At 70.5% G+C, this 22,080-nt stretch carries 22 protein-coding genes; 9 read left to right on the forward strand and 13 right to left on the reverse strand.

Annotated elements, in window-relative coordinates:
• Nucleotides 1–263: 263 nt before the first annotated feature.
• From purE to E0E30_RS08810, 3 genes are read right to left on the reverse strand one after another with little or no spacing between them, the layout of a single operon-like run.
• On the reverse strand, nt 264–881 hold the full coding sequence (gene purE, locus E0E30_RS08800) for a 5-(carboxyamino)imidazole ribonucleotide mutase (RefSeq protein WP_130865943.1): 618 nt from the start codon (nt 879–881) through the stop codon (nt 264–266).
• Entirely contained in the window at nt 874–2,046 is a 1,173-nt protein-coding gene (locus E0E30_RS08805) for a 5-(carboxyamino)imidazole ribonucleotide synthase (protein WP_130865944.1), read from the reverse strand. Before E0E30_RS08805 ends, purE begins: the two co-directional genes overlap by 8 nt.
• Nucleotides 2,043–3,278, reverse strand: coding sequence for a multidrug effflux MFS transporter (locus E0E30_RS08810; protein ID WP_130865945.1), 1,236 nt, complete (start codon nt 3,276–3,278; stop codon nt 2,043–2,045). Before E0E30_RS08810 ends, E0E30_RS08805 begins: the two co-directional genes overlap by 4 nt.
• Before the next feature lie 96 nt (nt 3,279–3,374).
• On the opposite strand from E0E30_RS08810, the gene E0E30_RS08815 reads away from it, so the two are divergent.
• From E0E30_RS08815 to E0E30_RS08830, 4 genes are all read left to right on the forward strand, one after another.
• The gene (locus E0E30_RS08815; protein ID WP_130865946.1) at nt 3,375–3,875 is read left to right on the forward strand and encodes a PH domain-containing protein; all 501 of its coding nucleotides are present in this window, start codon (nt 3,375–3,377) and stop codon (nt 3,873–3,875) included.
• 264 nt (nt 3,876–4,139) lie between these two features.
• Nucleotides 4,140–4,394: a lactococcin 972 family bacteriocin gene (locus E0E30_RS13920; RefSeq protein WP_411914027.1), complete on the forward strand. Its 255-nt coding sequence runs from the start codon at nt 4,140–4,142 to the stop codon at nt 4,392–4,394.
• Between the two features lie 150 nt (nt 4,395–4,544).
• Nucleotides 4,545–6,530: a hypothetical protein gene (locus E0E30_RS08825; RefSeq protein WP_130865948.1), complete on the forward strand. Its 1,986-nt coding sequence runs from the start codon at nt 4,545–4,547 to the stop codon at nt 6,528–6,530.
• 2 nt (nt 6,531–6,532) lie between these two features.
• Nucleotides 6,533–7,183 (forward strand): ABC transporter ATP-binding protein, encoded by a 651-nt coding sequence (locus E0E30_RS08830; RefSeq protein ID WP_130865949.1) that lies wholly within the window; start codon nt 6,533–6,535, stop codon nt 7,181–7,183.
• On the opposite strand, the gene E0E30_RS08835 is transcribed toward E0E30_RS08830, so the two are convergent.
• The 3 genes from E0E30_RS08835 to E0E30_RS08845 form a co-directional block, all read right to left on the reverse strand.
• On the reverse strand, nt 7,170–7,886 hold the full coding sequence (locus E0E30_RS08835; RefSeq protein WP_130865950.1) for a Type 1 glutamine amidotransferase-like domain-containing protein: 717 nt from the start codon (nt 7,884–7,886) through the stop codon (nt 7,170–7,172). The two genes, E0E30_RS08830 and E0E30_RS08835, sit on opposite strands and share 14 nt — an antisense overlap.
• Nucleotides 7,887–8,020: 134 nt before the next feature.
• Nucleotides 8,021–9,514 carry a glutamine synthetase family protein gene (locus E0E30_RS08840; protein ID WP_130865951.1) on the reverse strand — a complete coding sequence of 498 codons (1,494 nt, stop codon included), beginning with the start codon at nt 9,512–9,514 and terminating at the stop codon, nt 8,021–8,023.
• 118 nt (nt 9,515–9,632) lie between these two features.
• Nucleotides 9,633–10,391: a biotin--[acetyl-CoA-carboxylase] ligase gene (locus tag E0E30_RS08845; RefSeq protein ID WP_280953312.1), complete on the reverse strand. Its 759-nt coding sequence runs from the start codon at nt 10,389–10,391 to the stop codon at nt 9,633–9,635.
• Between the two features lie 505 nt (nt 10,392–10,896).
• On the opposite strand from E0E30_RS08845, the gene E0E30_RS08850 reads away from it, so the two are divergent.
• From E0E30_RS08850 to E0E30_RS08860, 3 genes are read left to right on the forward strand one after another with little or no spacing between them, the layout of a single operon-like run.
• Complete coding sequence (locus tag E0E30_RS08850) at nt 10,897–12,471, forward strand: acyl-CoA carboxylase subunit beta (RefSeq protein WP_130865953.1); 1,575 nt, start codon at nt 10,897–10,899, stop codon at nt 12,469–12,471.
• A 5-nt stretch (nt 12,472–12,476) separates the two neighbouring features.
• Nucleotides 12,477–12,722, forward strand: a complete 246-nt coding sequence (locus E0E30_RS08855; protein ID WP_130866826.1) for an acyl-CoA carboxylase subunit epsilon — start codon at nt 12,477–12,479, stop codon at nt 12,720–12,722.
• 5 nt (nt 12,723–12,727) lie between these two features.
• Nucleotides 12,728–13,339, forward strand: coding sequence for a Maf family protein (locus tag E0E30_RS08860; RefSeq protein WP_130865954.1), 612 nt, complete (start codon nt 12,728–12,730; stop codon nt 13,337–13,339).
• Nucleotides 13,340–13,342: 3 nt separating this feature from the next.
• Here the strand turns inward: E0E30_RS08860 and E0E30_RS13650 are convergent, their stop codons facing one another.
• Nucleotides 13,343–13,801: a hypothetical protein gene (locus E0E30_RS13650; protein ID WP_245306556.1), complete on the reverse strand. Its 459-nt coding sequence runs from the start codon at nt 13,799–13,801 to the stop codon at nt 13,343–13,345.
• 41 nt (nt 13,802–13,842) lie between these two features.
• Nucleotides 13,843–15,060, reverse strand: a complete 1,218-nt coding sequence (locus E0E30_RS08870; protein WP_130865955.1) for an arginine deiminase — start codon at nt 15,058–15,060, stop codon at nt 13,843–13,845.
• Between the two features lie 180 nt (nt 15,061–15,240).
• On the opposite strand from E0E30_RS08870, the gene E0E30_RS08875 reads away from it, so the two are divergent.
• Together E0E30_RS08875 and E0E30_RS08880 are read left to right on the forward strand one after the other, a co-directional pair.
• Nucleotides 15,241–15,951, forward strand: coding sequence for an SDR family oxidoreductase (locus tag E0E30_RS08875; protein ID WP_130865956.1), 711 nt, complete (start codon nt 15,241–15,243; stop codon nt 15,949–15,951).
• Nucleotides 15,948–17,057, forward strand: coding sequence for a winged helix DNA-binding domain-containing protein (locus E0E30_RS08880; RefSeq protein WP_130865957.1), 1,110 nt, complete (start codon nt 15,948–15,950; stop codon nt 17,055–17,057). The genes E0E30_RS08875 and E0E30_RS08880 overlap by 4 nt, the downstream gene beginning before the upstream one ends.
• A 105-nt stretch (nt 17,058–17,162) precedes the next feature.
• On the opposite strand, the gene E0E30_RS08885 is transcribed toward E0E30_RS08880, so the two are convergent.
• From E0E30_RS08885 to E0E30_RS08905, 5 genes are all read right to left on the reverse strand, one after another.
• Nucleotides 17,163–17,966 (reverse strand): hydroxymethylpyrimidine/phosphomethylpyrimidine kinase, encoded by an 804-nt coding sequence (locus tag E0E30_RS08885; protein WP_130865958.1) that lies wholly within the window; start codon nt 17,964–17,966, stop codon nt 17,163–17,165.
• An 87-nt stretch (nt 17,967–18,053) separates the two neighbouring features.
• A complete protein-coding gene (locus tag E0E30_RS08890; RefSeq protein ID WP_130865959.1) occupies nt 18,054–18,923 on the reverse strand; it encodes an ATP-binding cassette domain-containing protein in 870 nt (289 codons plus the stop codon).
• Nucleotides 18,920–19,927, reverse strand: a complete 1,008-nt coding sequence (locus E0E30_RS08895) for an iron chelate uptake ABC transporter family permease subunit (protein ID WP_130865960.1) — start codon at nt 19,925–19,927, stop codon at nt 18,920–18,922. The genes E0E30_RS08890 and E0E30_RS08895 overlap by 4 nt, the downstream gene beginning before the upstream one ends.
• Complete coding sequence (locus E0E30_RS08900; RefSeq protein WP_130865961.1) at nt 19,927–21,003, reverse strand: ABC transporter permease; 1,077 nt, start codon at nt 21,001–21,003, stop codon at nt 19,927–19,929. The genes E0E30_RS08895 and E0E30_RS08900 overlap by 1 nt, the downstream gene beginning before the upstream one ends.
• Complete coding sequence (locus E0E30_RS08905; protein ID WP_167853920.1) at nt 21,000–21,923, reverse strand: siderophore ABC transporter substrate-binding protein; 924 nt, start codon at nt 21,921–21,923, stop codon at nt 21,000–21,002. The genes E0E30_RS08900 and E0E30_RS08905 overlap by 4 nt, the downstream gene beginning before the upstream one ends.
• Nucleotides 21,924–22,080: the final 157 nt, after the last annotated feature.

Below are 22,080 nucleotides of genomic sequence, written 5' to 3' on the forward strand. Positions count from 1 at the left end.
GTGGCACGAGCGTGACGCGGACAGCGCCATCGAGGTCCGCGCGGCCGTCCTGTGCCACATTGCAGTCAGCGTGGGCTGGCGCCCGGGGCAGTCAGCGTGGGCTGGCGCCCGGGGCAGTCATCGTGGGCTGACGCCCGGGGCAGTCATCGTGGGATGACGCCCGGGGCGGCCATGGTGGGCTGGCGCCCCGAGTGGTCGCGGTGGGCTGGCGCCCGGGGCAGTCCTGGTCGGCTCAAGCCCGACTCGGCTCACCCCAGGGGCGATCAGACGCGCGAGTGCTCCCGGACGACGGCCCCCTTCGCCGTCGCACGGTCACGCAGCTGGGCCTGGTAGTCGAGCATCCTCCCGGTGAGGTCGGCGTCCCCCGAGGCCAGGATGCGCACGGCGAGCAGTCCGGCGTTCTTCGCGTTGCCGACCCCGACCGTGGCGACCGGAACCCCGCCGGGCATCTGGACGATGGACAGCAACGAGTCCATCCCGTCCAGGTGGGCCAGCGGCACGGGCACCCCGATGACCGGCAGCGGGGTGAGGGCCGCGAGCATCCCGGGCAGGTGGGCCGCCCCACCGGCCCCGGCGATGATGACCTCGATCCCCCGTTCGTGGGCGGCCCGCCCGAAGGCGACCATTTCCTCGGGCATCCGGTGGGCCGAGACGACGTCGGCCTCGAAGGGCACGCCGAACTCGGTGAGCACCTCGGCGGCGGGCTGCATCGTCGGCCAGTCCGAGTCGGACCCCATGACGATGGAGACCCTCGCCCCGACCTCGGGCCGGCCGGCCGACCGGCGTGCCCTCCCGCTCGCAGCCTTCCCGCGCCGGGGCGAGCCCGACCGCGAGGTCCTCGTCTGGGTCTCGGCGTCCTTCGTCGTGTCCTTGTCAGGCATCGTGGTCTCCCATGAGGTATCCGGCGGCATGTCGGGCGCGTCGGGCGACCTGCTCGACGTCGTCCCCCAGGCAGGTCACGTGACCCACCTTGCGACCGGGCCGCACCTGCTTGCCGTAGAGCTCGACGCGCAGGCCCGGGTCCCGGGCGAAGCAGTGTTGCAGGGCCCCGGTGAGGTCGGTCTCCGACCCTCCCAGGACGTTGGCCATGACGACGACCGGCGCGGTGAGCGAGGGGTCGCCCAGCGGAAGGTCGAGAACCGCCCGCAGATGGTTCTCGAACTGACTCGTCGAGGCCCCGTCGATGGTCCAGTGGCCGGTGTTGTGCGGCCTCATCGCCAGCTCGTTGACGACGACCGACCCGTCGGCACGCTCCATGAGCTCGACGGCCAGCACCCCGACGACGCCGAGCCGACCGGCGATGTCCAGGGCCATGGCCTGAATCTGCGTCTGCCGCTCCTCGGACATCCCCGGGGCCGGGGTGATCGTCTCGACGCAGATCCCGTCACGCTGGATCGACTCGCTCACCGGGTAGGCGACGCCCTGGCCGGATGGCGAGCGCACGACGAGGGCGGACAGCTCACGGGTGAAGTCGACGTACTCCTCGGCGAGGATGCGGATCGGCTGGCTGCCGTCGGCCAGCCCACCCATGGCCTCGAAGGGCTCGGCGACCTCGTCGGGTCCGTCGACCTTCCACACCCCCTTGCCGTCGTACCCGCCGCGAGAGGTCTTGGCGATGACCGGCCAGCCGTGGTCGCGCGCGAAGAGGACGAGGTGTTCGGGGCTGGCGCACACCTGCCACGCGGGGTTGGGGAACCCCTCGCGAGCCATGAACTCACGCATGACGACCTTGTCCTGGGCGTGAACCTGGGCCTCGGCTCCCGGGCGCACCGCGACCCCGAGGTCCTCGATCTGCCGCACCAGGTCAGTGGGTACGTGCTCGTGGTCGAAGGTGACGGCGTCGCACCCGCGGGCGAACCGCAGGACGGCGTCGTGGTCGAGGTGCGACCCGATGACGACGTCGTTCATGACCTGGGCGGCTGACTCATCGGGTGCGGTGGCCAGCAGTCGGGTGTGGATCCCCAGCCCGATGGAGGCCTGGTGCATCATGCGGGCCAGCTGCCCGCCGCCGATGATTCCGATCGTGTACGACGTCACCCGACTCATCGTAGTGGCCGGGGCGCCCGTGCCACGGTGACGAGCAGGATCAGGGCCACGGACGCGCAGCTGACCATGACGATGCCCATGGACACGGCGTGGTCGGCCCCGATCCCGACGAGCGGTGACACGAGCCCGGCCATGGCGAACTGGGTCGCACCCATGACCCCCGACCCGGCCCCGGCGACGTCGCGGACCTCCTCGGCGCCCAGTGCGGTGGCGTTGCCGGAGGCCAGTCCGAAGCAGGTGACGACGACGGCGAGCATGGGCAGGACGACGGCCAGGGACGGGCGCAGCAGCGCGGACGCCAGCAGCACCGCGGCGGCAGCGACCATGACGACGAGGCTGAGCAGGAGGATGCGACGGGGCGAGAACCGCTCGACCAACCGCATGTTGACCATCGAGGCCACGGCGATGAGGCCGGAGTTGCAGGCGAAGACGACCGCGTACACCCCCGACGACAGCCCGAACTGCCCCTCGAGGACGTACGGCGAGGCCGAGATGTACGAGAAGAGCACCCTGAAGGTGGCCGCGAAGACGGCGGTGAGCCCGACGAAGGCACGACGTCGGCAGGCCGTGACGATTCCGCGCCACAGGGCCCTCATGCCGCCGCCGGAGCGGGCGTGTGTCGGCAGGGTCTCGGGGACGACGACGATCGCCGCGACGAGCATGGCCAGGTTGAAGACCGACAGGACGACGAAGATCCCCCGCCACCCGATCGCCGGGCCGAGCAGGCCACCGAGCACCGAGGCGAGGATCGGACAGACGCCCTGGATCGCCATCATGAGTGAGAAGGCGCGAGCTGCGGCCCGGCCCGACTCGCGATCGGAGATGACGGCTCGCGAGCACACGACCCCGACGCCGCCCGCCGCCCCCATGACCAGCCGCACCGCGATGAGCGCCCACACCGAGCTCACCAGGGCAGCCGTCACCGATGACGCCAGGAAGGCCGCCGCCCCGACGATGAGCACCGGACGGCGTCCCCGGGCGTCGGAGACCGGTCCCACGAGCAGCTGTCCCACCCCCATGCCGATGAGGAAGGCGGTGAGGGTGAGCTGGGTCATCGACGCCGTCGTGTGCAGATCGGCGGTGAGCTGGACGAAGGTCGGCAGGTGCATGTCGGTGCCCAGGGGCCCGGCCGCAGAGAGCAGGGCCAGGGCGACGAGCAGTCCGGTGCCGATTCCGCGGCCTCCCGTCGTCGTCCCGACATCGCGGGTTCCCGGGTCGATCTCCTCGCTCATGTCCACCTTCCTCGCACCACGGTGGCGCCGGCTCATGCTACGTCTGCTACGTCGCCGACAGCGGGCGTTGTCCCGGCGTCTGGAACACTGGGATCCATGGGGTTGTCGAAGTCACTGCTTGGCGCCGAGGAGCACGAGCTCGTCCACACCCGCACCCACGGCAAGGCGCTCGTCGTGCCGGTGCTCGTCCTGCTCGTCACGGTTGCGGCGGCCGGTGTCGCCCTGGGGTTCATGCCTCCGCGATGGTCTCCGGCCGGGGTGTGGGCGGTCGTCGTCGTGGCCGTGGCCCTCGTCCTGTTCGGGACGGTCCTGCCGTGGCTGCGCTGGTTGACGACGACCTACACCATCACCGATCGCCGGATCATCACCCGTCGCGGCATCATCACGCGCCGCGGGCACGACCTGCCGCTGTCGCGGATCAACGACGTCACGTACGAGCGTGACCTGCTCGACCGGATGCTCGGCTGCGGCACCCTCGTCCTCACGACGGCGGCCGAGGACCCGGTCACCCTGCCCGACATCCCGCGGGTGGAGCAGGTGCACCTGCTCATGACCGAGGTGCTCTTCGGGGCGGAGACGGGACGACACGAGGACTGACGGCGCCATCACCGCCACATCATCCTGACGGACGTGGGGCCCAAGGCACCCACCACCAGGAATGGTGAATATCGCGTAACTTTTGGGTGAACATTGTCCGAAGCACCTTGCCCCCAATGCATCCTATGCTTGAAAATCATCTTGCGGCCGCCCCGAGTAGTTCTTGACCACTGTCCAGAGAAGGAAAGAGGGAGAGACACCATGACCTTCAAGAGAATAACAGTCTCCACCGTCGCCGGAATCTCCTTGGTTCTGTGCACCTCAATGACCGCATTCGCGGACACAACCGCCGCAGGAGGTGGCCTGTGGAGCTATGGGACGACAGCCGGCGGCACACAAGTCTATTCGAATTACCTCCACCCGCTGAGATACCATCATTCGAGCACCGTCAACTATTGGGGCGAATCCTCCTGCCATGAGGCGACTCGAACACATTGGTCGCGTGACTCTCAGCGTGCCGACCCGGCCGCCGGCCACACCGACAACGCCTATTGGGGTCTGGACCACTGCGGGTCCTGACTGCCGCACGGCGACCCACCACCCGCTGTTCACTTCGTGGATCGCTGAAGATCGATCATTGAGGCGCGTAGGCCGCTGACCACCACCCGCGGACGAAGCTACCTCACGACTCAGGGAGAGGCACCCATGACCCGCCGACTCGCAGCATTGATGCTAGCTCTGACGTGGGTCGTGGGTGCGCTCCTGTCGTGGCAGGTCCTCGCCGAGACGACGCGATCCGACCCACTCACTGCGACGGTTCACGTGCGGGTCGGCGGGTGGAGCGGAGCGGATCCGGCAAGGCTGTACGACGACCTCGACACCTGGGCACGCGCCCACCACGCGACGATCGCCCGCGTCACCCCCGACATGTCACGGGGCCGGCGCGGCGGACGAGACCTCTATCTGAGTGCGCATGACCCGTCAGCACCGATCCTTCCCGGCTCCCGATACCAATTTGCCCACACACTCCCGACCCGCATCAAACCACTCTCCGAAGCTGCCCTGCTCGGCCCCAATGGCGAGTGGGTGCTCTTCGGACATGCCGATGAACGCTCACTGTGTCAGTTCTTCGCCGACCACGGGGCGCGGACCCTCGTCACTCACCTCGACCCCGCACCGGTACTCACGCCATACTCCACGGGCGCCCGCGCCGTGAACGTCACGGCCATTCTCGTCGTCATGTCAACCGCGATCGCCGTCACCGTCCTGAATTCGCGTCGTCAGGGAGTGCAACGATTGCACGGCTGGTCGACCTCGTCGATCCTGTGGTCCCAGGTGAGGCCGGCCATGGTGACCTGGGCGGCGAGCGGGGTCCTCAGCCTCAGCGCCACGATGACGTGGCTGGCTCTGGTGCACTCGGGTGGCGCAACACGGTTCGCGGTGCAGACCACCGTCTTCGCCACGATTCTCCTCACGGCTGGACTGGCGACGCACCTCATCACCCTTGCCCTCATCAGCGGCACCCGCATTCTCGACGTGCTCAAGGGTCGACTCCCTGCCGGGTACATCGTCACAGCCTCCTATGTCATGCGATGCCTGGCAGTTGCCACGGCCCTGGCCTTGGGGTCGCAGGTCATCGTGCTCAGCCTGGACGTGCAGCACCTGGACGAGAGCCAGGCGCCATTGCAGTCGCTGGGGAAGGCATCGGTCATCACCTTCGGCAATGCCTTCGACCAAGCCAGTCTGGAATCAGCACTTCATCACCAGGACGAGTGGATGAAGCACCTCGACCAGCTCGGCCTGCTCCTCGTGGCTCATCGGGACGACCAGCAGATCCTGCCCGGGCACCCCATCGTCGTCGTCAACACCACCTATCTTCGTCGGTACCCGCTTCCGGGCCACGAAGTGCCCGCCGGGGGCGTCATCGTCGCCCTGCCAGCCGCCCTGTGGGCCGACCGGGCCGCCATCACCTCGACCGTCATCTCCGGGCTCGATCATCTCCTGCCCCCATCGGGCACGCCACGCCCGCTCGAGGTGCCCGATGGGCGCACCGTCTTCACACTCAGCCCGCCGCCGACCACCTCCTCGTCCGATGTGTCCTCCGCCATGATCCGGGACGCCGTCGTCGTCGCCGTCCCCAACGGAACCCTCGGAAGCTACGCCAGCCTTCGTCGTCAAGAAGCCCTGGTCACCGACCCGGATGCAGCCCGACGTGACCTCGCCACCCGCCCGCAGGTGGCCGCCCATGTCCAGAGCATCGTGCCGGCGGCGATCCATGCCCGTGAGCTCGCCGACGAGACACGTGCCGAACGTGACGACATCGCCCTGGCCGACGTCGTCGCGTGGGGGGTCGTCGTCATCTCCGGCATCGCTGCGACCTCCACCCACATCGCTCGCCACCGCATGCGCACGTTCGTTCGCACCATCAGTGGCTGGCCGATGACCGCGACGCACCGAGGTCTTCTCATCGTCGAGTCGGTGCTCCTCATGGTGATCGTCGGCTGGCTCCCCGTCGTGGCGGCCGTCAAGGCCCGACATCGTGCCCAGGAACTCGAGATGGCCGGGTTGCCGACCCCGACGGCGTCGACCCCCTTGGTGAGCGGTCTCGACCTCATCCCGGTGCTGGCTCTCGTCCTCCTCACGACCGGTGGGTTCGCGCTCACCCTCGCCATTGTCCATCGCTCCGCCATTCGTACCGCACACCGAGGGATGTGACCATGCTCGTCATCGACCAGCTCACCAAGTCGTTCGGGCCACGCACCCTGTGGTCGGGCATCGACGCCACCATCGCGGACGGCTCCGTTGTCGGTATCGTCGGCCCATCCGGATCGGGCAAGTCGACCTTGCTGGACTGCATCGGGCTCCTGGAGCAACCGACGTCGGGGTCGATACGGTTCGACGACATCTGCCTGACCACGACCTCGGCGCGACGGCGCCGGGCCCTGCGAGCACGAGTGCTGGGCTACGTCTTCCAGAACTACGCCCTCATGGAGGACGCGACCGTCGCCTCCAACCTCGCCGTCGCCGCGCCCCATCACGGTCGCGGGCGCGCGGACCGCGCCTTGATCGCCTCGGCCCTGGAGGCGGTCGGGCTACCAGGACGTCAGCGAACACCGGTGTCGGTCCTGTCGGGCGGAGAACAACAGCGGGTGGCTGTCGCCAGACTCCTCGTCCGCTCCCCGCGACTCATCCTCGCCGACGAACCCACCGGAGCGCTCGACCCGAGCAACGGGCAGGTCGTCCTCGATCACCTCACGGCAATGGCGGCGAACGGCGCGACAGTCGTCATCGCCACTCACGACCCATCCGCGCGCGAGAGGTGTGACGAACTCATCGACCTCGCCCCCGCCCCGCTCACAGCACGGTGACCGGCAGCTCCTCGCGCAGCACTCCGGACGACGTCGGCTCCATCGACGGGCTGACGAAGCTCACGGTCCGGCCGGGTTCCTCGGCGACGGCGTCGACGAAGGTGCCATCGACGAAGTGGGCGGCAGCCCCGTCGTCGGCGGCATAGCCGGCAGGCAGAACGCCGCCGGACACCGCCTGGGCATAGACCGGGGCTCGCTCAGACTCACCGTCGAAGTGCGGGCAGAAGGACCCGTCGAGCAGGCCGAGCCCGCCTCGCCAGGCGCGCAACGGGCCGAAGGCATCGGTGACGCAGCCGCTGAACCAGCAGGAAGCCCCCGCCGAGATACCACCGAGGACGACTCCCTCGTCGCGAGTGGCCATCCGACGCAGCGCGGTGTCGACCCCGTGCATCCGCCACAGGGCCATGAGGTTGACCGTCGACCCGCCACCGACGAGGACCACGTCGGCCTCGGGGAGCCGGGTGACCGACTCGGCCGCGCCCTGCCACAGGGTGAGCACCATGGTCCGTGCTCCCAGGGCGGAATAGGCGGCGAGGAACCGGTTGACGTAGACCGGGTCGTCGGCGGCCGCCGTCGGGGCGAAGCACACCAGCGGCGAGGACTTTCCCGACAGGTCGAGCAGATGGCGGTCGAGGGCCGTCGGCGCGCCATGGCCCGACATCGAGAATCCGCCGCCGCCCATGGCGAGGATGTGGGTGGTCATGACCCCAGCTTAGGGGTCCTGGGCCTCCGGCGGGCCGGGTCGGGGACAGTCGAGCACCCCGGCCCACCACGCCGCAGGTGCCGGGCACACCGGACGGAGTGGTCCGGGCACGAGCAGCCCGCGACGAACCCGCGTCAGCCGCAGTGAAGGAACCTCGTGACGACCTCGGTGAGGGCGGTCGGGTCGGCGTCGAGGCGCGCGGCCAGGCCCTCGTCCGCGAAGGCCTCGAGGGCCGCAGCCTGGGCGTCGATGAGCCCGGGCGGGAAGACCCCTCCCTCCTCGAAGGTCGCCCGACCCTCACGCAGCGCCCGCGCCGACTCGACGCACGAGCCGGGCAGCTGGGCCAGGTCGGTGCGCGCCGAGGCGTCCCCGACGACGTGGAGTTTCTCGGCCAGGTCGAGGGCATCGGGCCTGGTGAGGCCGTCGAGGGCCGCCATCGTCATGGCCGCCAGGAGCAGGTGCGGATGGGCCGAGCCGTCCCCCGACCGCAGCTCGACGGTCTGTGGATCGGTGCCGCCGGCCGCGGGGTCGTCGACGACGACCGGTTCGGCGGGGTTGTCGACGTGCATCATCGAGTCGTCGACGCCGTCCCACCCCAGCGGCACCCGCACCAGGGCCGAGCGGTTGCGCTTGCCCCAACAGATCGACGTCGGCGCCTCCTGGTGCGGCACCAGGCGCAGGTAGGAGGTCGGCACCGTGTTGCCGAAGGCGGTGAGGGCCGGTGCGGCGGCGAGATACCCGGCGATGAGACGCCGGGTATCGTCGCTCAGACCGTTATCGGCGACGAGGAGGTTGACGCCGTCGCGCACGAGGCGACTGTGGACGTGCATCCCCGACCCGGCCTGCCCGACCAACAACTTGGGCGCGAAGGTCACCAGGGCGCCGTGGCGCTGGGCGACCCGGCGCAGGATCCACTTGCCGAGGACGATCTGGTCGGCCGCCTCGGCCACGGGCACCGGCAGGTACTCGATCTCGTGCTGCGACCACACGGTGCCGTCGACTTGGTACGACCCCACCTCCGCGTGGCCGTACTTGACGTGTCCGCCGATCCGGGCGATGAGGGAGAGCGCCTCTCGGCGGATCTGCGCCCCCTTGGCGAAGGGCTCGGACTCGTGGTACCCCCGCTGGTCCACCGCCGGGTACTGGCCGTCGTCGGGGGTGGCGACGTAGTACTCGAGTTCACCAAGGGCCTCCAGGTGGGCCCCGGTCCGCTCCCGCAGCAGGGCGTCGGCGCGCCCCAGGACGGTCGTCGGGGCCGACTCGAGGAGGTTGCCGTCGGCGTCGTGGAAGGCGCACAGGAGGTCGAGGGTGGGCTCGGTGGCGAAGGGATCGAGGAAGGCGGTCGACAGCCGCGGGACGACGTAGACGTCGGAGGACGTCGCCGAGACGAACCCGAAGAGGCTCGAGCCGTCCACCCGCTCCCCCATGGTGAGGATCCGCTCGAGGTGGCGTCGGTCGGCCGGGGCGAAGGACAGGGTCTTGAGGCGTCCGTCACCGGCCACGTAGCGCAGGTCGACGAGACGGACCTCGTGGTCGGCCATCCACTCGACGATGTCGGAGCGGGTGAACTCGTCGGGGGACTTGCCGATGTCGCGAACCAAGGGGCTGGCCATGAGGGCGTCGGTCATCATTCACCTCGTCGTCGGACCCGTCCACGTCGACGGGTGGTGCCCCCATCGTCGCACGGGGTCGGGCCGAGCGCGGTGCCGGTTGTTCCGCCCTTCGGGAAGGGTGGCCGGCTCGTCCTCAGCGCGGTCGCAGGTGGGTGACGTCGGCCGCCGCGAAGGTCCGCAGGCCCTCGTCGGTCCGCACGACGATGGCGCCGGTGTCGTCGACGTCGACGCCGACCCCGTCGACGACCGTCCGTCCGTCGATCGACTCCCCGCCGACGGTCTGCGTGTCGAAAGTGAGGCGTACCGGCTGGCCGAGGGTGTCGCACCGGTCCCGGTACGCCCCGGCGGCGGTGCCGGTGCTCGCCCACTGCTGCAGGTAGCGGTCGAGGTGGCGCAGCAGGGCGGCGATGAGAGCGTCCTTGTCCTCGGACAGACCGCACAGGTGCAGGGACGTCGCGGTGGGCACCGGCAGTTCGTCGCGTCCCATCGACACGTTGAGGCCGATGCCCAGGACGGCGTGGGTCCCGGCCGGCCCGGCGACCCGCTCGCAGAGGATGCCGCAGACCTTGCCGCCGTGGTCCCGGCCGAGGTCGATGAGGACGTCGTTGGGCCACTTGAGGGTGACCCTGGAACGCTCGGCCCCGGTGGCCTCCTCGATGGCCGCGGCAACCGACAGGCCACAGATGAGGGACAGCCAACCCCACTCCTCGGCCGGGCGGTCGGCCGGGACGAGTGCCGAGAGGGCCACCGCGGTGCCCGGGACGTCCTGCCAGCGCCGTTCGAACCGCCCTCGGCCGCCGTCCTGATGGTCGGCGATGAGTACCCGCGGCAGAGTGCCGCCGAGGTGGACGAACTCGGCCATGTCGCTGTTGGTCGAGACCGTCGAGTCGATGCAGGTCACCCCGCCGGACCCCGGTCGGGTGAAGAGAGTGTCGGGGGCGAGGTCGCTGATGCGTCGGGAATCGGGCGGTGGGGTCGTGGGCACCGGCCCAGCCTACGGGCTCGGTGCCGAGCCGCCTCACCACCGGACCGAGGACGCACCCGCCTGACCCGGCCCGCGGCCACCTGCGCCCCGTGACCCCCTGCGCCCCGTGACCCCCCGTGCTCTGGGGCCACCCCCGACAGCCGACTCCCGACGACTCAGGAATGCCCACTCCCCATGACCGCAATGTGGCACGCGAGGATCTTGCGACGCCCGAGGACCCCACCTCGATGGTTCCTGCGCCACATTGCGGTCACGGGAACTGGCGCCGCGGTCCCGATGTCCACGCCGGGGACGGGGCTGGACCCCCGACTCCGAGCCCCCATCCCCACCACGGACACCGACATCTGCGTCCCGGCGCCCAATTGCCATCTCAGCGGCCCAGCACCCCCGGCCGAACGGATAGTCTCGGCTCATGGAGATCGACATCCACACGACGGCCGGCAAGATCGCCGACCTGGGACGACGTATCGACGAGGCGGTCAATGCGGCTCCCGCCGCCGCGGTGGAGAAGCACCGCGCCAAGGGCAAGATGACGGCCCGGGAGAGGGTGCTGCGACTCCTCGACGAGGGCACCTTCGCCGAGCTGGACGAGTTCGCCCGGCACAGGTCGACGAACTTCGGCATGGATCACAACCGCCCGTACACCGACGGCGTCGTCACCGGCGTGGGCGCCATCCACGGCCGCCCGGTGTGTGTCTTCAGCCAGGATGCGACGATCTTCGGCGGTTCCCTGGGCGAGGTCTACGGCGAGAAGATCTGCAAGGTCATCGACTTCGCCGTCAAGACCGGTTGCCCGCTCATCGGCATCAACGACGGCGGCGGCGCACGTATCCAGGAGGGCGTGGCCTCCCTGGCCATGTACGGCGAGATCTTCCGCCGCAACACCCGGGCCTCCGGCGTCATCCCGCAGATCTCCGTCATCATGGGCGCGGCAGCCGGCGGCCACGTGTACTCCCCCGCCCTCACCGACTTCATCGTCATGGTCGACCAGACCTCGCAGATGTTCATCACCGGGCCGGCCGTCGTCAAGTCGGTCACCGGCGAGGACGTGTCCCTCGAGGAACTCGGTGGGGCCCGCACCCACTCCCAGGTCTCCGGCAACTCGCACTACCTGGCGGCCAACGAGGAGGACGCCCTCGAGTACGTCCGCGACCTGCTGAGCTACCTGCCGCAGAACAACCTCGAGGACCCGCCGGTCTACGACGAGGAGGACGCCGACCTCACCATCACCGACCGCGACCGCGAGCTCGACGTCCTCATCCCCGACGAGTCGAACCAGCCCTACGACATGCACGAGGTCATCACCACCGTGCTCGACGAGGACACCTTCCTCGAGGTCCACGAGCTCTTCGCCCCGAACATCCTCTGCGGCTTCGGACGCATCGAGGGTCGGGCGATCGGCATCGTCGCCAACCAGCCGCTCGTCAATGCCGGCACCCTCGACATCGACGCCGCCGAGAAGGCGTCCCGGTTCGTGCGCACCTGCGACTGCTTCAACATCCCGGTGCTCACCTTCGTCGACACCCCCGGGTTCCTGCCCGGGGTCCAGCAGGAGCATCGGGGCATCATCCGGCGCGGGGCCAAACTCATCTACGCCTACGCCGAGGCCACCGTGCCGGTGCTCACCGTCGTCACCCGCAAGGCCTACGGCGGCGCGTACATCGTCATGGGATCCAAGCACCTGGGCGCCGACATCAACCTGGCCTGGCCGACCGCCCAGATCGCCGTCATGGGCGCCGACGGGGCGGTGAGCATCCTCCACCGCAAGGACCTGGCCCGCGCCGAGGACCCCACCGCCCTGCGCGCCAAGCTCGTCGACGAGTACGAGACGACCCTGTCGAACCCGTACCAGGCCGCCGAGCGCGGCTGGGTCGACCTCGTCATCCACCCGCACGAGACCCGCGAGTCGGTCATCCGGACGCTGCGGCTGCTGCGCTCCAAGCGCGAGGTGCTGCCGCCCAAGAAGCACGGGAACATCCCGCTGTGACCGCCATGGACACGCAGCCGACGGAAGCCGGGGTGGACGCCGCCCCGGCCGTCCAGATCGTCAAGGGCCACCTGTCCGACGAGGAGCTCGGGGCGCTCGTCGCCGTGCTGGCCGCCGTCACCCAGCCTGTCGGGGCTCCGCACGCCCCCGACAGCGTCATCGCCTTCGGGTGGAAGTCCTACTGGCGTCCCATCCGCGAGATCTTCATGCCGGGCCAGGCCGCCTGGCGTGGGTCGCTGAGACGGTACTGAGGGCCATGGCGCATCGCTTCGTCCTGGCCTCGAAGTCACCGGCCCGGTTGGCGCAGTTGCGGGCGGCCGGGATCGACCCGCAGGTCATCGCCTCGGACGTCGACGAGACGCCGCTGCCCGACGAACCGGCCGCCGACCTCACGGCACGGCTGGCACGGCTCAAGGCCGAGGCGGTGCTGGAGCGGATCTGCCTCGACCGACCGACTGTCCTCGTCGCCTGCGACTCGGTGCTCGACCTCGACGGCCGGGTGCTCGGCAAACCGTTGACGCCGGAGCGCGCGATCCGCTGGTGGTACCGGATGCGCGGTCGCAGCGGGGTCCTCGTCACCGGGCACCACATCGTCGTCCACGACGAGCGCGGCACCCGCAGTTCGACTCGGGTGGGCACGACGATCCTCACCTTCGCCGATCTCACCGACGCCGAGATCGCCGCCTACGCGGCCACCGGGGAGCCCGAGAAGGTGGCCGGGGCGTTCACCCTGGACGGTCTCGGGGCCCCGTTCATCACGCGTATCGTGGGCGACCCGCACAATGTCACCGGGATCTCGCTGCCGCTGGTGCGTCAGACCCTGCTCGACCTCGACGTGCCCTGGCAGGACCTCTGGACGCGGGCCTGATGCTCAGCCGACCGGCCCTGTCCGCAGGGTGAGGGCAGCCGTCTCCACCGAGGCCGTGTACGCACCGGTCCACCCGTGCCCCGAGAAGACCAGCGAGGAGTTGGCGTCAGCGGTCACGGTGAACCCCGCCGCGGCCAGATGGGTGCGCAGGAACCGGTAGGTCGCCTCACCCTGGGCGGGGTCGATGACGACGGTGACGTTGTTGGGGTTGTCGACGCTGTAGGTGATGTCGAGCCCGGCGGGCAGCGGGAAGTCGGCCGGGCCGTGCTCGAATCCCCGCGACGACAAGGTGGCGTGGGTCGTGTCGTGGCTCGTGGTCGCGACGGTCGCCGGGACGGACGGGCTCGGCGTCGTCATGGCGGACGGTGCCGACCCGGAACAGCCGGTGAGGGCCAGGCCCCCGGCCACCACCATGACGACGAGGCCGTGAAGGCCCGGACGAGGGCGGCGTCGATCGGTCACGGGGCGAGCCTACCGGCCCGGGACCAACCTCCCTGACCGGCTCAGCCCTCCAGCGGCTCGCGGAGGATCGGGCACGACATGCACCGCGGACCACCACGCCCCGACCCCAGTTCGGCGCCGGAGATCGTCAGCACCTCGACCCCGGCCTCCTCGAGGCGCCGGTTCGTCTCCGTGTTGCGGTTGTAGGCGACGACGACCCGCGGCGCCACCGCCAGGGTGTTGTTGCCGTCGTCCCACTGCTCCCGCTCGGCGGTGACCGGGTCGAGCCCGGTGTCGATGACCTTCATGCGGTCGATGCCCATGGCCGCTGCCGCCGCGGCGAGGAAGGGTTGCGGGGCCCCGACGCGGATGTCGTCCCCCTCGGCGGTGACCGGCAGCGCCCGGAGGGAGTCGGCGATCTGCGGGTACATGACGACCGAGTCGACGTCGACCATGGTGCACACGGTGTCGAGGTGCATCGTCGCGCGGCGCTGGTGGATCGGCACGACGAGCACGGTGTGGGCGACGCCGAGCCCCAGCGCGGTGCGGGCGATCCGCTCGGCGCCGGCCGGCGAGGTGCGCTCGCCCACGCCGACGGCCATGACCCCGGCGGCCAGGTGCATGACGTCGCCGCCCTCGAGCTTCTCCTGACGCCAGCTGTGACACTGCTCGAACCCGGCGAACCGGGGATGGAAGGTGTAGATGAGCTCGGTGAGCTGGGTCTCGCGGCGTCGGGCCGGCATGGTGAGCGAGGTGACGGCCGGGTGGTCCCCGATCCACACGCTCGAGTCGCGGGTGAACAGGAGGTTGGGCAGCGGGTCGATGACGAACTCCTCGGGGGCCAGCAGGGCGGTGACGAGCGAGTTCGGTGCCGCCGGTTCGAGCCCGGCCAGCTCGGTGGCCGAGAGCCCGGCGACGAGGGCCTCGGCCAGGGCATCACTCGACAGCTCCGACATCCTCGCCTGGAGGTAGGCCTTGAGGGAGTCGCCGTAGCGCAGGTCGCACAGGGTGTCGTCGAGGGCCTGCCGGCGCGCCTCGGGCAGCTCGAGGGTCTCGACGAGCAGGTCGCGCAGGAGGAGCACCTCGACCCCGCGTTCGGTGAGCAGCTCGGCGAAGTGGTCGTGGTCGCGCTGGGCCTGGTCGACCCAGGGCAGACCGTCGAAGAGGAGGGCGTCGGAATTGCGCGGGGTGAGACGCCGCAGCTCGTCACCCGGGCGGTGCAGCATGACCGTGCGCAGCCGGCCCACCTCGGAACGAACCTCACCTGAACTCTGTGTCATGACCGTGCTCCTGGATCGCGGAGTTTTCGATCACGATACGGCCGGGGACGGACGATTCTCCGCCAAAGGGGGCACGACGTCACAGAACTTCGCGGTCCTGCCGTCTGGGGGAAGGACCGGACGGGGACCGGGTGTCGGGGCACGCCGGAACTGTCCTCGCCCGCCCGTATCGTTCCTGCCATGACCGACACGACACCTGCCCGCCCCTCCGTCCTCGTCACCGGCGCCTCCCGCGGCATCGGCCGGGCCATCGCCCTGGAGCTCGGCCGCGACCACCACGTCATCGTCGGCGGCACGACACGCCGGGGGGTCGACGCCGTCGTCGCGCAGCTGCCCGACGCCGAACCCTTCGTCGCCGATCTGTCCGACGCCGAGGAGACCGCGGCCGCCGCCGACGGGATCACCCGACTCGACGCCCTCGTCCACAGCGCCGGGGTCGGCAACCGGTCCCCCGGCGAGGTCGCTCTGGCCCCACGCGAGGAGTGGCGCCGGGTGCTCGAGCTCAACGTCGTCGCGGTGGCCGACCTCACCCGGCTGCTCCTGCCCCTGCTGCGCGAGGCCCACGGCGACGTCGTCATGATCAATTCGGGCTCGGGCTTCAATCGTCCCGGCCCGGGCGGGGGCATCTACGCCGCCTCGAAGTACGCCCTGCGTGCCCTCACCCATGCCCTGCGCGAGGAGGAGCGCGGGGTGGTCCGGGTGACGTCGATCCACCCGGGGCGGGTCGACACCGACATGCAGGTCGACCTCCAGGCCCGGATGGGTCGGCCCTACGTCGCCGAGGAGCACCTGCGTCCCGAGTCGGTGGCGGCGACCGTCCGGCTGGCTCTGGAGGCCAGCCGGGAGGCCATGATCGAGGAGCTGTCGATCCGGCCGGTGTTCAAGGCATGAGTGGAGGCACGCGGGTCGGGGTCCACGATCTCTCCGACCCGACGACGGTGTCCCTGCTGCGGATGGTCGGGCTGGGGCTGGGCACGGGGGCCACGAGCCCGGCCGGGGAGGTGGCCGCAACCCTGCCCGAGGAGGTCTCGCGGATCGGGGCGCTGCAGTCCCAGGACTGGCGCGGAGCCCTGCACACCCTGGCCCTGCGCACGGCCGCCCGCTCGATCGGCGAGGCGACCGCCGCCTTCGACACCGACCTCGTGCGCACCTGGCCGATGCGGGGCACGCTGCACACGGTCGCCCGCTCCGACCTGCCCTGGCTGCTGGCCCTCACCTCGCCCCGGATGTTCGCCCAGGCGGCCCGACGACGCGCACAGCTGGGGATCGACGACACCCTCCTCGACCGCGCCAGAGGTCTTGCCCGCGAGGCCCTGGCCGAGCGGCCCCGTGGGCGCGACGAACTCGTCGGCCTGTGGGCCGCCGACGGGGTCATCGACGGCGTCCCGCAACGGGGGTACCACCTCGTCATGACCCTGTGTCACGACGGACTCATGGCCCTGGGGCCGGTCGTCGACGGCGCGCAGCTCCTCGTGCCCCTCGACCTGCCCCTGCCACTCGACCGAGCCCTGCCACCCGACCCTGCGACGACGTTCTGTCTGCGGTACTTCACCAGCCACGGACCGGCCACGATGGACGACCTCGTGCGCTGGTGCGGGCTCACGAAGTCGGTGCTCGGCCCGGCGGCCCGGCGTCTGCGGGAGGACGGCGTCCTGGCGACGACGACGGTCGCGGGTCGTGACCTGTGGCACGGGGCCGACCTCGCCCAGGTGAGCCAGGAGGCGCTCGACGCCTGCCGGACCATGGTCCTGGCCAGTGGTTTCGAGGAACTCGTCCTGGGCTACCGGGACCGCACCTGCACCGTCCCCCCGTCCGACGAGGCACGCATCTGCCCGGGGAACAACGGGATGTTCAAGCACACCGTCATCGAGAACGGCCGGGTCATCGGCACCTGGACCAGGCCGGGCGGACGTGACCCGGTGCCCGACTGGTTCGTCCGGCCGAGCCGGGCCCTGACGCGACGCTTCGACGCCGCCTGCGCCCGGATGCCCGTCTGAGCGGCGCCCCACGGTCGGCGCAATCCGGTCGGCGCAATCCGGTCGGCGCAAACCGGACGCGGCCGACGGGCGCCGCGGGCGGGCCCGCCAGGACGGGCCACCCGGTCAGGCCTGGTAGCAGCCCTGGTAGGCGTAGTCGAAGGGCGCCTTGCCGTGCATCCGGTGCTCGATGGCCGAGACGACGACGTTCTTGGCGGTCCGGCAGGCGTCGAGCGGGGTCGCACCCTTGGCAAGCTCCGCAGTGACGGCGGCCGCCAGGGTGCACCCGGCACCGGAGACCCGCTCCTGCCCGACAGCGGGCACCTCGAGCACCTCGAGGGTGCTGCCGTCGTAGAAGACGTCGAGGGCGGTACCGGTGTCCAGCAGGGTTCCGGCCTTGGCCAGGACGACCGGGACACCCTGGTCGTGGATGCGCTTGGCGGCGTCCTTGAGGGCCTCGACCGAGGTGATCTCGTCGACCCCGGCGAGGGTCTGGGTCTCGAAGAGGTTCGGCGTGATGACGTCGGCCAGCGGCAGCACCTGCGCACGCAGGGCGTTGTCGGTGTCGAGGGCGGCGCCGGGCTCCTGGCCCTTGCAGATGAGGACGGGGTCGAGGACGACCTTGTCGAAGCGGTACTCACGCAGGGCGTCGGCGACGACGCCGATCGTCGTCGGGGTGCCGAGCATGCCGATCTTCACGGCGTCGATGTGGCTGTGGACGCCGACGGAGGCCTCGATCTGGTCGTGGATGACCTGCGGGTCGACCGGCACGAAGCGGTGGCCGAAGCCGTTGTTCGGGTCGAAGGAGACGATGCACGTCAACGCCGTGCACCCGTACACCCCGAGCTGGTGGAAGGTCTTGATGTCGGTCTGGGCCCCGGCTCCGCCGGTGGCCTCCGAGCCTGCAATGGCCAGTGCAATCTTCGTCACCGGGCCATTGTCCACCCCCGGACGGGCGCGGCGCATCGGATCGCCCCCGTCGAGCGACTCGTCTTTCCGCCCTTTCCGCCCGCCGGTTCAGGCCGTGCGCTCCGGCCTGCCCTCGCCGACCAGCACCTCGCCCACACGCGCCGCGTAGTAGGCAGCCACCGGCAACCCGGCCACCTCGTCGACCGGGATCCTCATGTCGTAGAGCATCGCGAGGTGGTCGGGGTCCATGACCTGGCGCGGTGTCCCCTGCCAGCGCACCCGGCCGTCCCTCATGCCGACCATGTGGTCCGACCAGGCCGCGGCGATGTTGACGTCATGGATGACACAGACCACCGTCCTGCCCTCGTCGGCCAGATCACGGGCCACCGCCATGACCTGCACCATGTGCGTGAGGTCGAGGTTGTTGAGGGGCTCGTCGAGCAGGACGAACCGGGTGTCCTGGGCCAGGACCATGGCGATCCGCACGAGCTGACGCTGCCCACCCGACAACTCCGTCATGCGGCGTCCGGCCAGGTCGGCCACCCCGACCCGGTCGAGGGCGGCCTCGACGAGCTCACGGTCGACCGTGCCGGGATGCCCGCGGTGGTGCGGGAACCGCCCGAACGAGACGAGCTCACGGACGGTGAGCCCACCCTCGACCGGGGAGGACTGGCGCAGCACCGCCAGACTCCTGGCGATCCTCCGCGAGTCGGTCCGGTGGACGTCGAGCCCGTCGACCCACACCTCACCGGCTGCCGGGCGGATGAGTCGGGACAGGACGGCCAGGAGGGTCGACTTGCCCGCCCCGTTGGGGCCGATGAGGCTCACCAGACCACCGTCGAGATCGAGGTCGACGTCGGCCAGGACGAGCTGGGACCCGTAGGAGTGGCTCACCGACCGTGCGTGCAGTCCCGGGCCCCGGGGGTCGCAGGACGCGGCGTCGGCGTGGTGCGAGCGGGTGAGCGGCGAGATGGTCATGACCGATCCTTTCCGGACAGCAGGAGGACGAGGAAGACGACGCCACCGGCGAGTTCGATGACGACCGACAGGGATGCCTCGAGCGAGATCGTCCGCAGCACCCACTGGCCACCGACCAGGGCGATGACGCCGAGCAGGACGGCGGCCGGCAGGGCGGCTCCGTGGCGGCGTCCCACCAGGGCGTAGGCGGCGTTCGACACGACGAGACCGAAGAAGGCGACCGGTCCGACGAGGGCCGTCGACACGGACATGAGGACGGCGCAGACGACGAGGACGGCGATGGTCATCCGGTCATGGTCGACACCGAGTCCGACGGCGTCGTCACGTCCCAGGAGCATGACGTCGAGTCGGTGTCGCCACGCCACGAGAGCTGTCAGGCAGGCCGTGACGACGACGGCGGCGACCGTCAGGAGGCGGGCGTCGACGGCGGTGAAGGAGGCGAACATCGCCTGCTGCACCGACAGATGACTCGTGGGGTCCATGATCCGCACGAGGTACCCCTGACCCGACCGGACGACCGCGGCCACGACGAGACCGATGAGCAGCAGGAGGTCGAGCGGCACCCGCCAACGCACCATGAGCCAGCCGTAGAGGCCGCAGGTGATGGCCACCATGGCGGCCCCCGACAGCGCCGCCTGACCGACGACGCCGAGGCTCGACTGCCCGGAGACGAGGATGATCGCGGTGCGCACGAGCAGGTGGATGGCGTCCATCCCGAGCAGGGACGGGGTGAGGATGCGGTTGGCGGTGATCGTCTGGAAGGTCACCGTGGAGGCCCCTACCGCGGCGGCGACGAGCACCATGGCGCCGACCTGGCGGGCCGCGTGGTCGAGGGTGAAGGAGAACAGTCGGGTCCCCGGTTCGCCGCGGACGAGGTCGCCCAGGAGCAGCGCCAGGAGCGCGGCCGCCAGGAGGGACAGGCCCAGCAGCACCAGGGTCGTCTGGGGGACGACGGGCCGGGTGGGCTGGCGGACCGCGACCGGTTCGGACAGGACGGACGCCATCACGCCCTCCCCCGCGCCGGCGCCGCGAGACGTCCCAGGGCCACGAGGAGGACGCCGCCACCGACGATCCCCATGACCGTGCCCACCGGGACCTCGCCGACGCCGTGGAATCCCCGCCCCAGAAGGCCATTCGTCAGTGCCGGCAGCACTCGCCCGAGGACGTCGCAGCCGACGACCATGGCGGCCCCGCAGCAGGCGACCCACCCGACGGTGCGACGGGTGTCGTCACCCAGGAGGAGCCGGACGAGGTTGGGCACGACGAGCCCGAGGAAGGGCAGCGCACCGACGGTGACGACGACGACGGCGCTGACCACCGAGACGACCCCCATGCCCAGGGCCATGATCCGGGCGTGGGACAGGCCGAGGTTCGTCGTGACGTCCGATCCCAGGCCGGCGATGGTGAACCGGTCTGCGGCCAGCCAGGCGACGACGCACGGGACCCCGACGATCCACAACAGCTCGTAGCGACCGGCGATGACGGCCGAGAGGTCGCCGGTCATCCACGTGCCGAGCATCTGCATGAGGTCGGTGTTCATGGCGACCAGGGCGGCGACCGAGTCGATGACGCCGGCGAGCATCATCCCCACCAGGGGCACCATGAGGACCCCCCTGGTCCGCACCAGGCTGATGACCCCGAGGAAGAGGGCGGTCCCGGTCAGGGCGGCCAGCGTCGCCACGAGCATCCGCCCCATGACGGGCAGCCCCGGGGCGAGGACCATGGCCAGCACCAGCCCGAGCCCGGCCGACTGGGTCGTCCCGGTCGTCGTCGGCTCGACGAAGCGGTTGGCCGTGAGCACCTGCATGATCTGTCCGCACAGCGCCATCGACGCGCCAGCGAGCAGGGCCGCCGCCGTTCTCGGCAGTCGGGAGTCGAGCAGGACGACCCACTGGTTGGCGGTGAGTCGACCGGAGACGAGGTCGGACAGCGGCACGTCCGCGGCCCCGACGAGGACGCTCACTGTGGTGAGGGCCACCAGCGTGCCGATGGCGACCGCCCAGGAGCCGCGGACCGGACCGATGGTGCGTCGCGCCGGGGCCATCGCCGTGGGGTGGGACGTGCGCGTCACGACGCTCACGCCCGCTCGACCGCCTTCGCGATGTCGTCGATCATGAGACCCATCGTCGTCAGACCACCGCCGACGAGGTACCAGGAGGGTCCGTCGAGATAGCCGATGCGCCCCTGCCTGGCGGCCTTCGTGGCGGCGATGATCGTGTTGTCGAGCACCTTGGCGGCCGGCTGGGCGTCGGCCTGACCGATGGCCCGGTCGCGGTCGAGGACGAGGATCGTCGTCGGGTCGAGCTGGGCGACCGCCTCCATCGACATCGGAGTGCCGTGGCGTCCGCCGGAGGCGCCGGAGGCCTTGAGGGCGGGGGTGAGGCCCAGCTCGTTGAAGATGAGGTCGAACCGCGACCCGGCGCCGAAGGCCGAGAGCTTGCCACCGGAGACCATGAGGACGAGGGTCGGCCCCGCGGTCGACGCCTTCGCGCGCACCGCGGCGACCTTGCTGTCGATCGTGGCGAGAGCCTTGGTCGCAGCGTCACCGGCCCCGTAGAGATCGGCCAGGCGGGTGACGATCTGCCGGTTGTGGGCGATCGTGCCCTTGGACCCGTCGACCTGGGTGTCGATGAGCTGCGCACCGATCTTGGCCAGCTCCGACTTCTTGTCCTCCTGTCGGCCCCCGTAGCAGATGACGTCGGGCTGGGCCGAGGCGACCTTGTCGATGTCGACGTCCTTGAGCCCGCCGACGTTGACGATCGAGCTCGAGGTGTAGGCCTTGGCCAGGGCCGGCGGCAGCGCCTTCCTCGTGAGCCCGACCACGGCGTCGGCCCGGCCCAGGGCGGCCAGGGTGTCGGCGGCGGCGAACTCGAGGACCACGGCGCGCTTGGTCGAGGGGCTGGGGGTGGACCCGGCACTCGTCGTCCGGCCGCAGCCGACCAGTGGGGCGACGGCCAGGGCGGTCGCGGTGGCGAGGAAGGATCGTCGACTGAAGGACATGTCGTTCCTGACGTCATGGTCCGCGTCGGCGTGGGATCGGGTCGGCGGGGCCGCCATCATTTACGCAACGCGAACGTGCTCATAATTGGACAGCGATGAAATTAGCATAGGCTTACCTAAGTTTCACCTCACGGCGTCCACATGAGCGTGCGACAGC

This window comes from Acidipropionibacterium timonense (assembly GCF_900605005.1).
In the GTDB taxonomy this organism is placed as follows: domain Bacteria; phylum Actinomycetota; class Actinomycetes; order Propionibacteriales; family Propionibacteriaceae; genus Cutibacterium; species Cutibacterium timonense.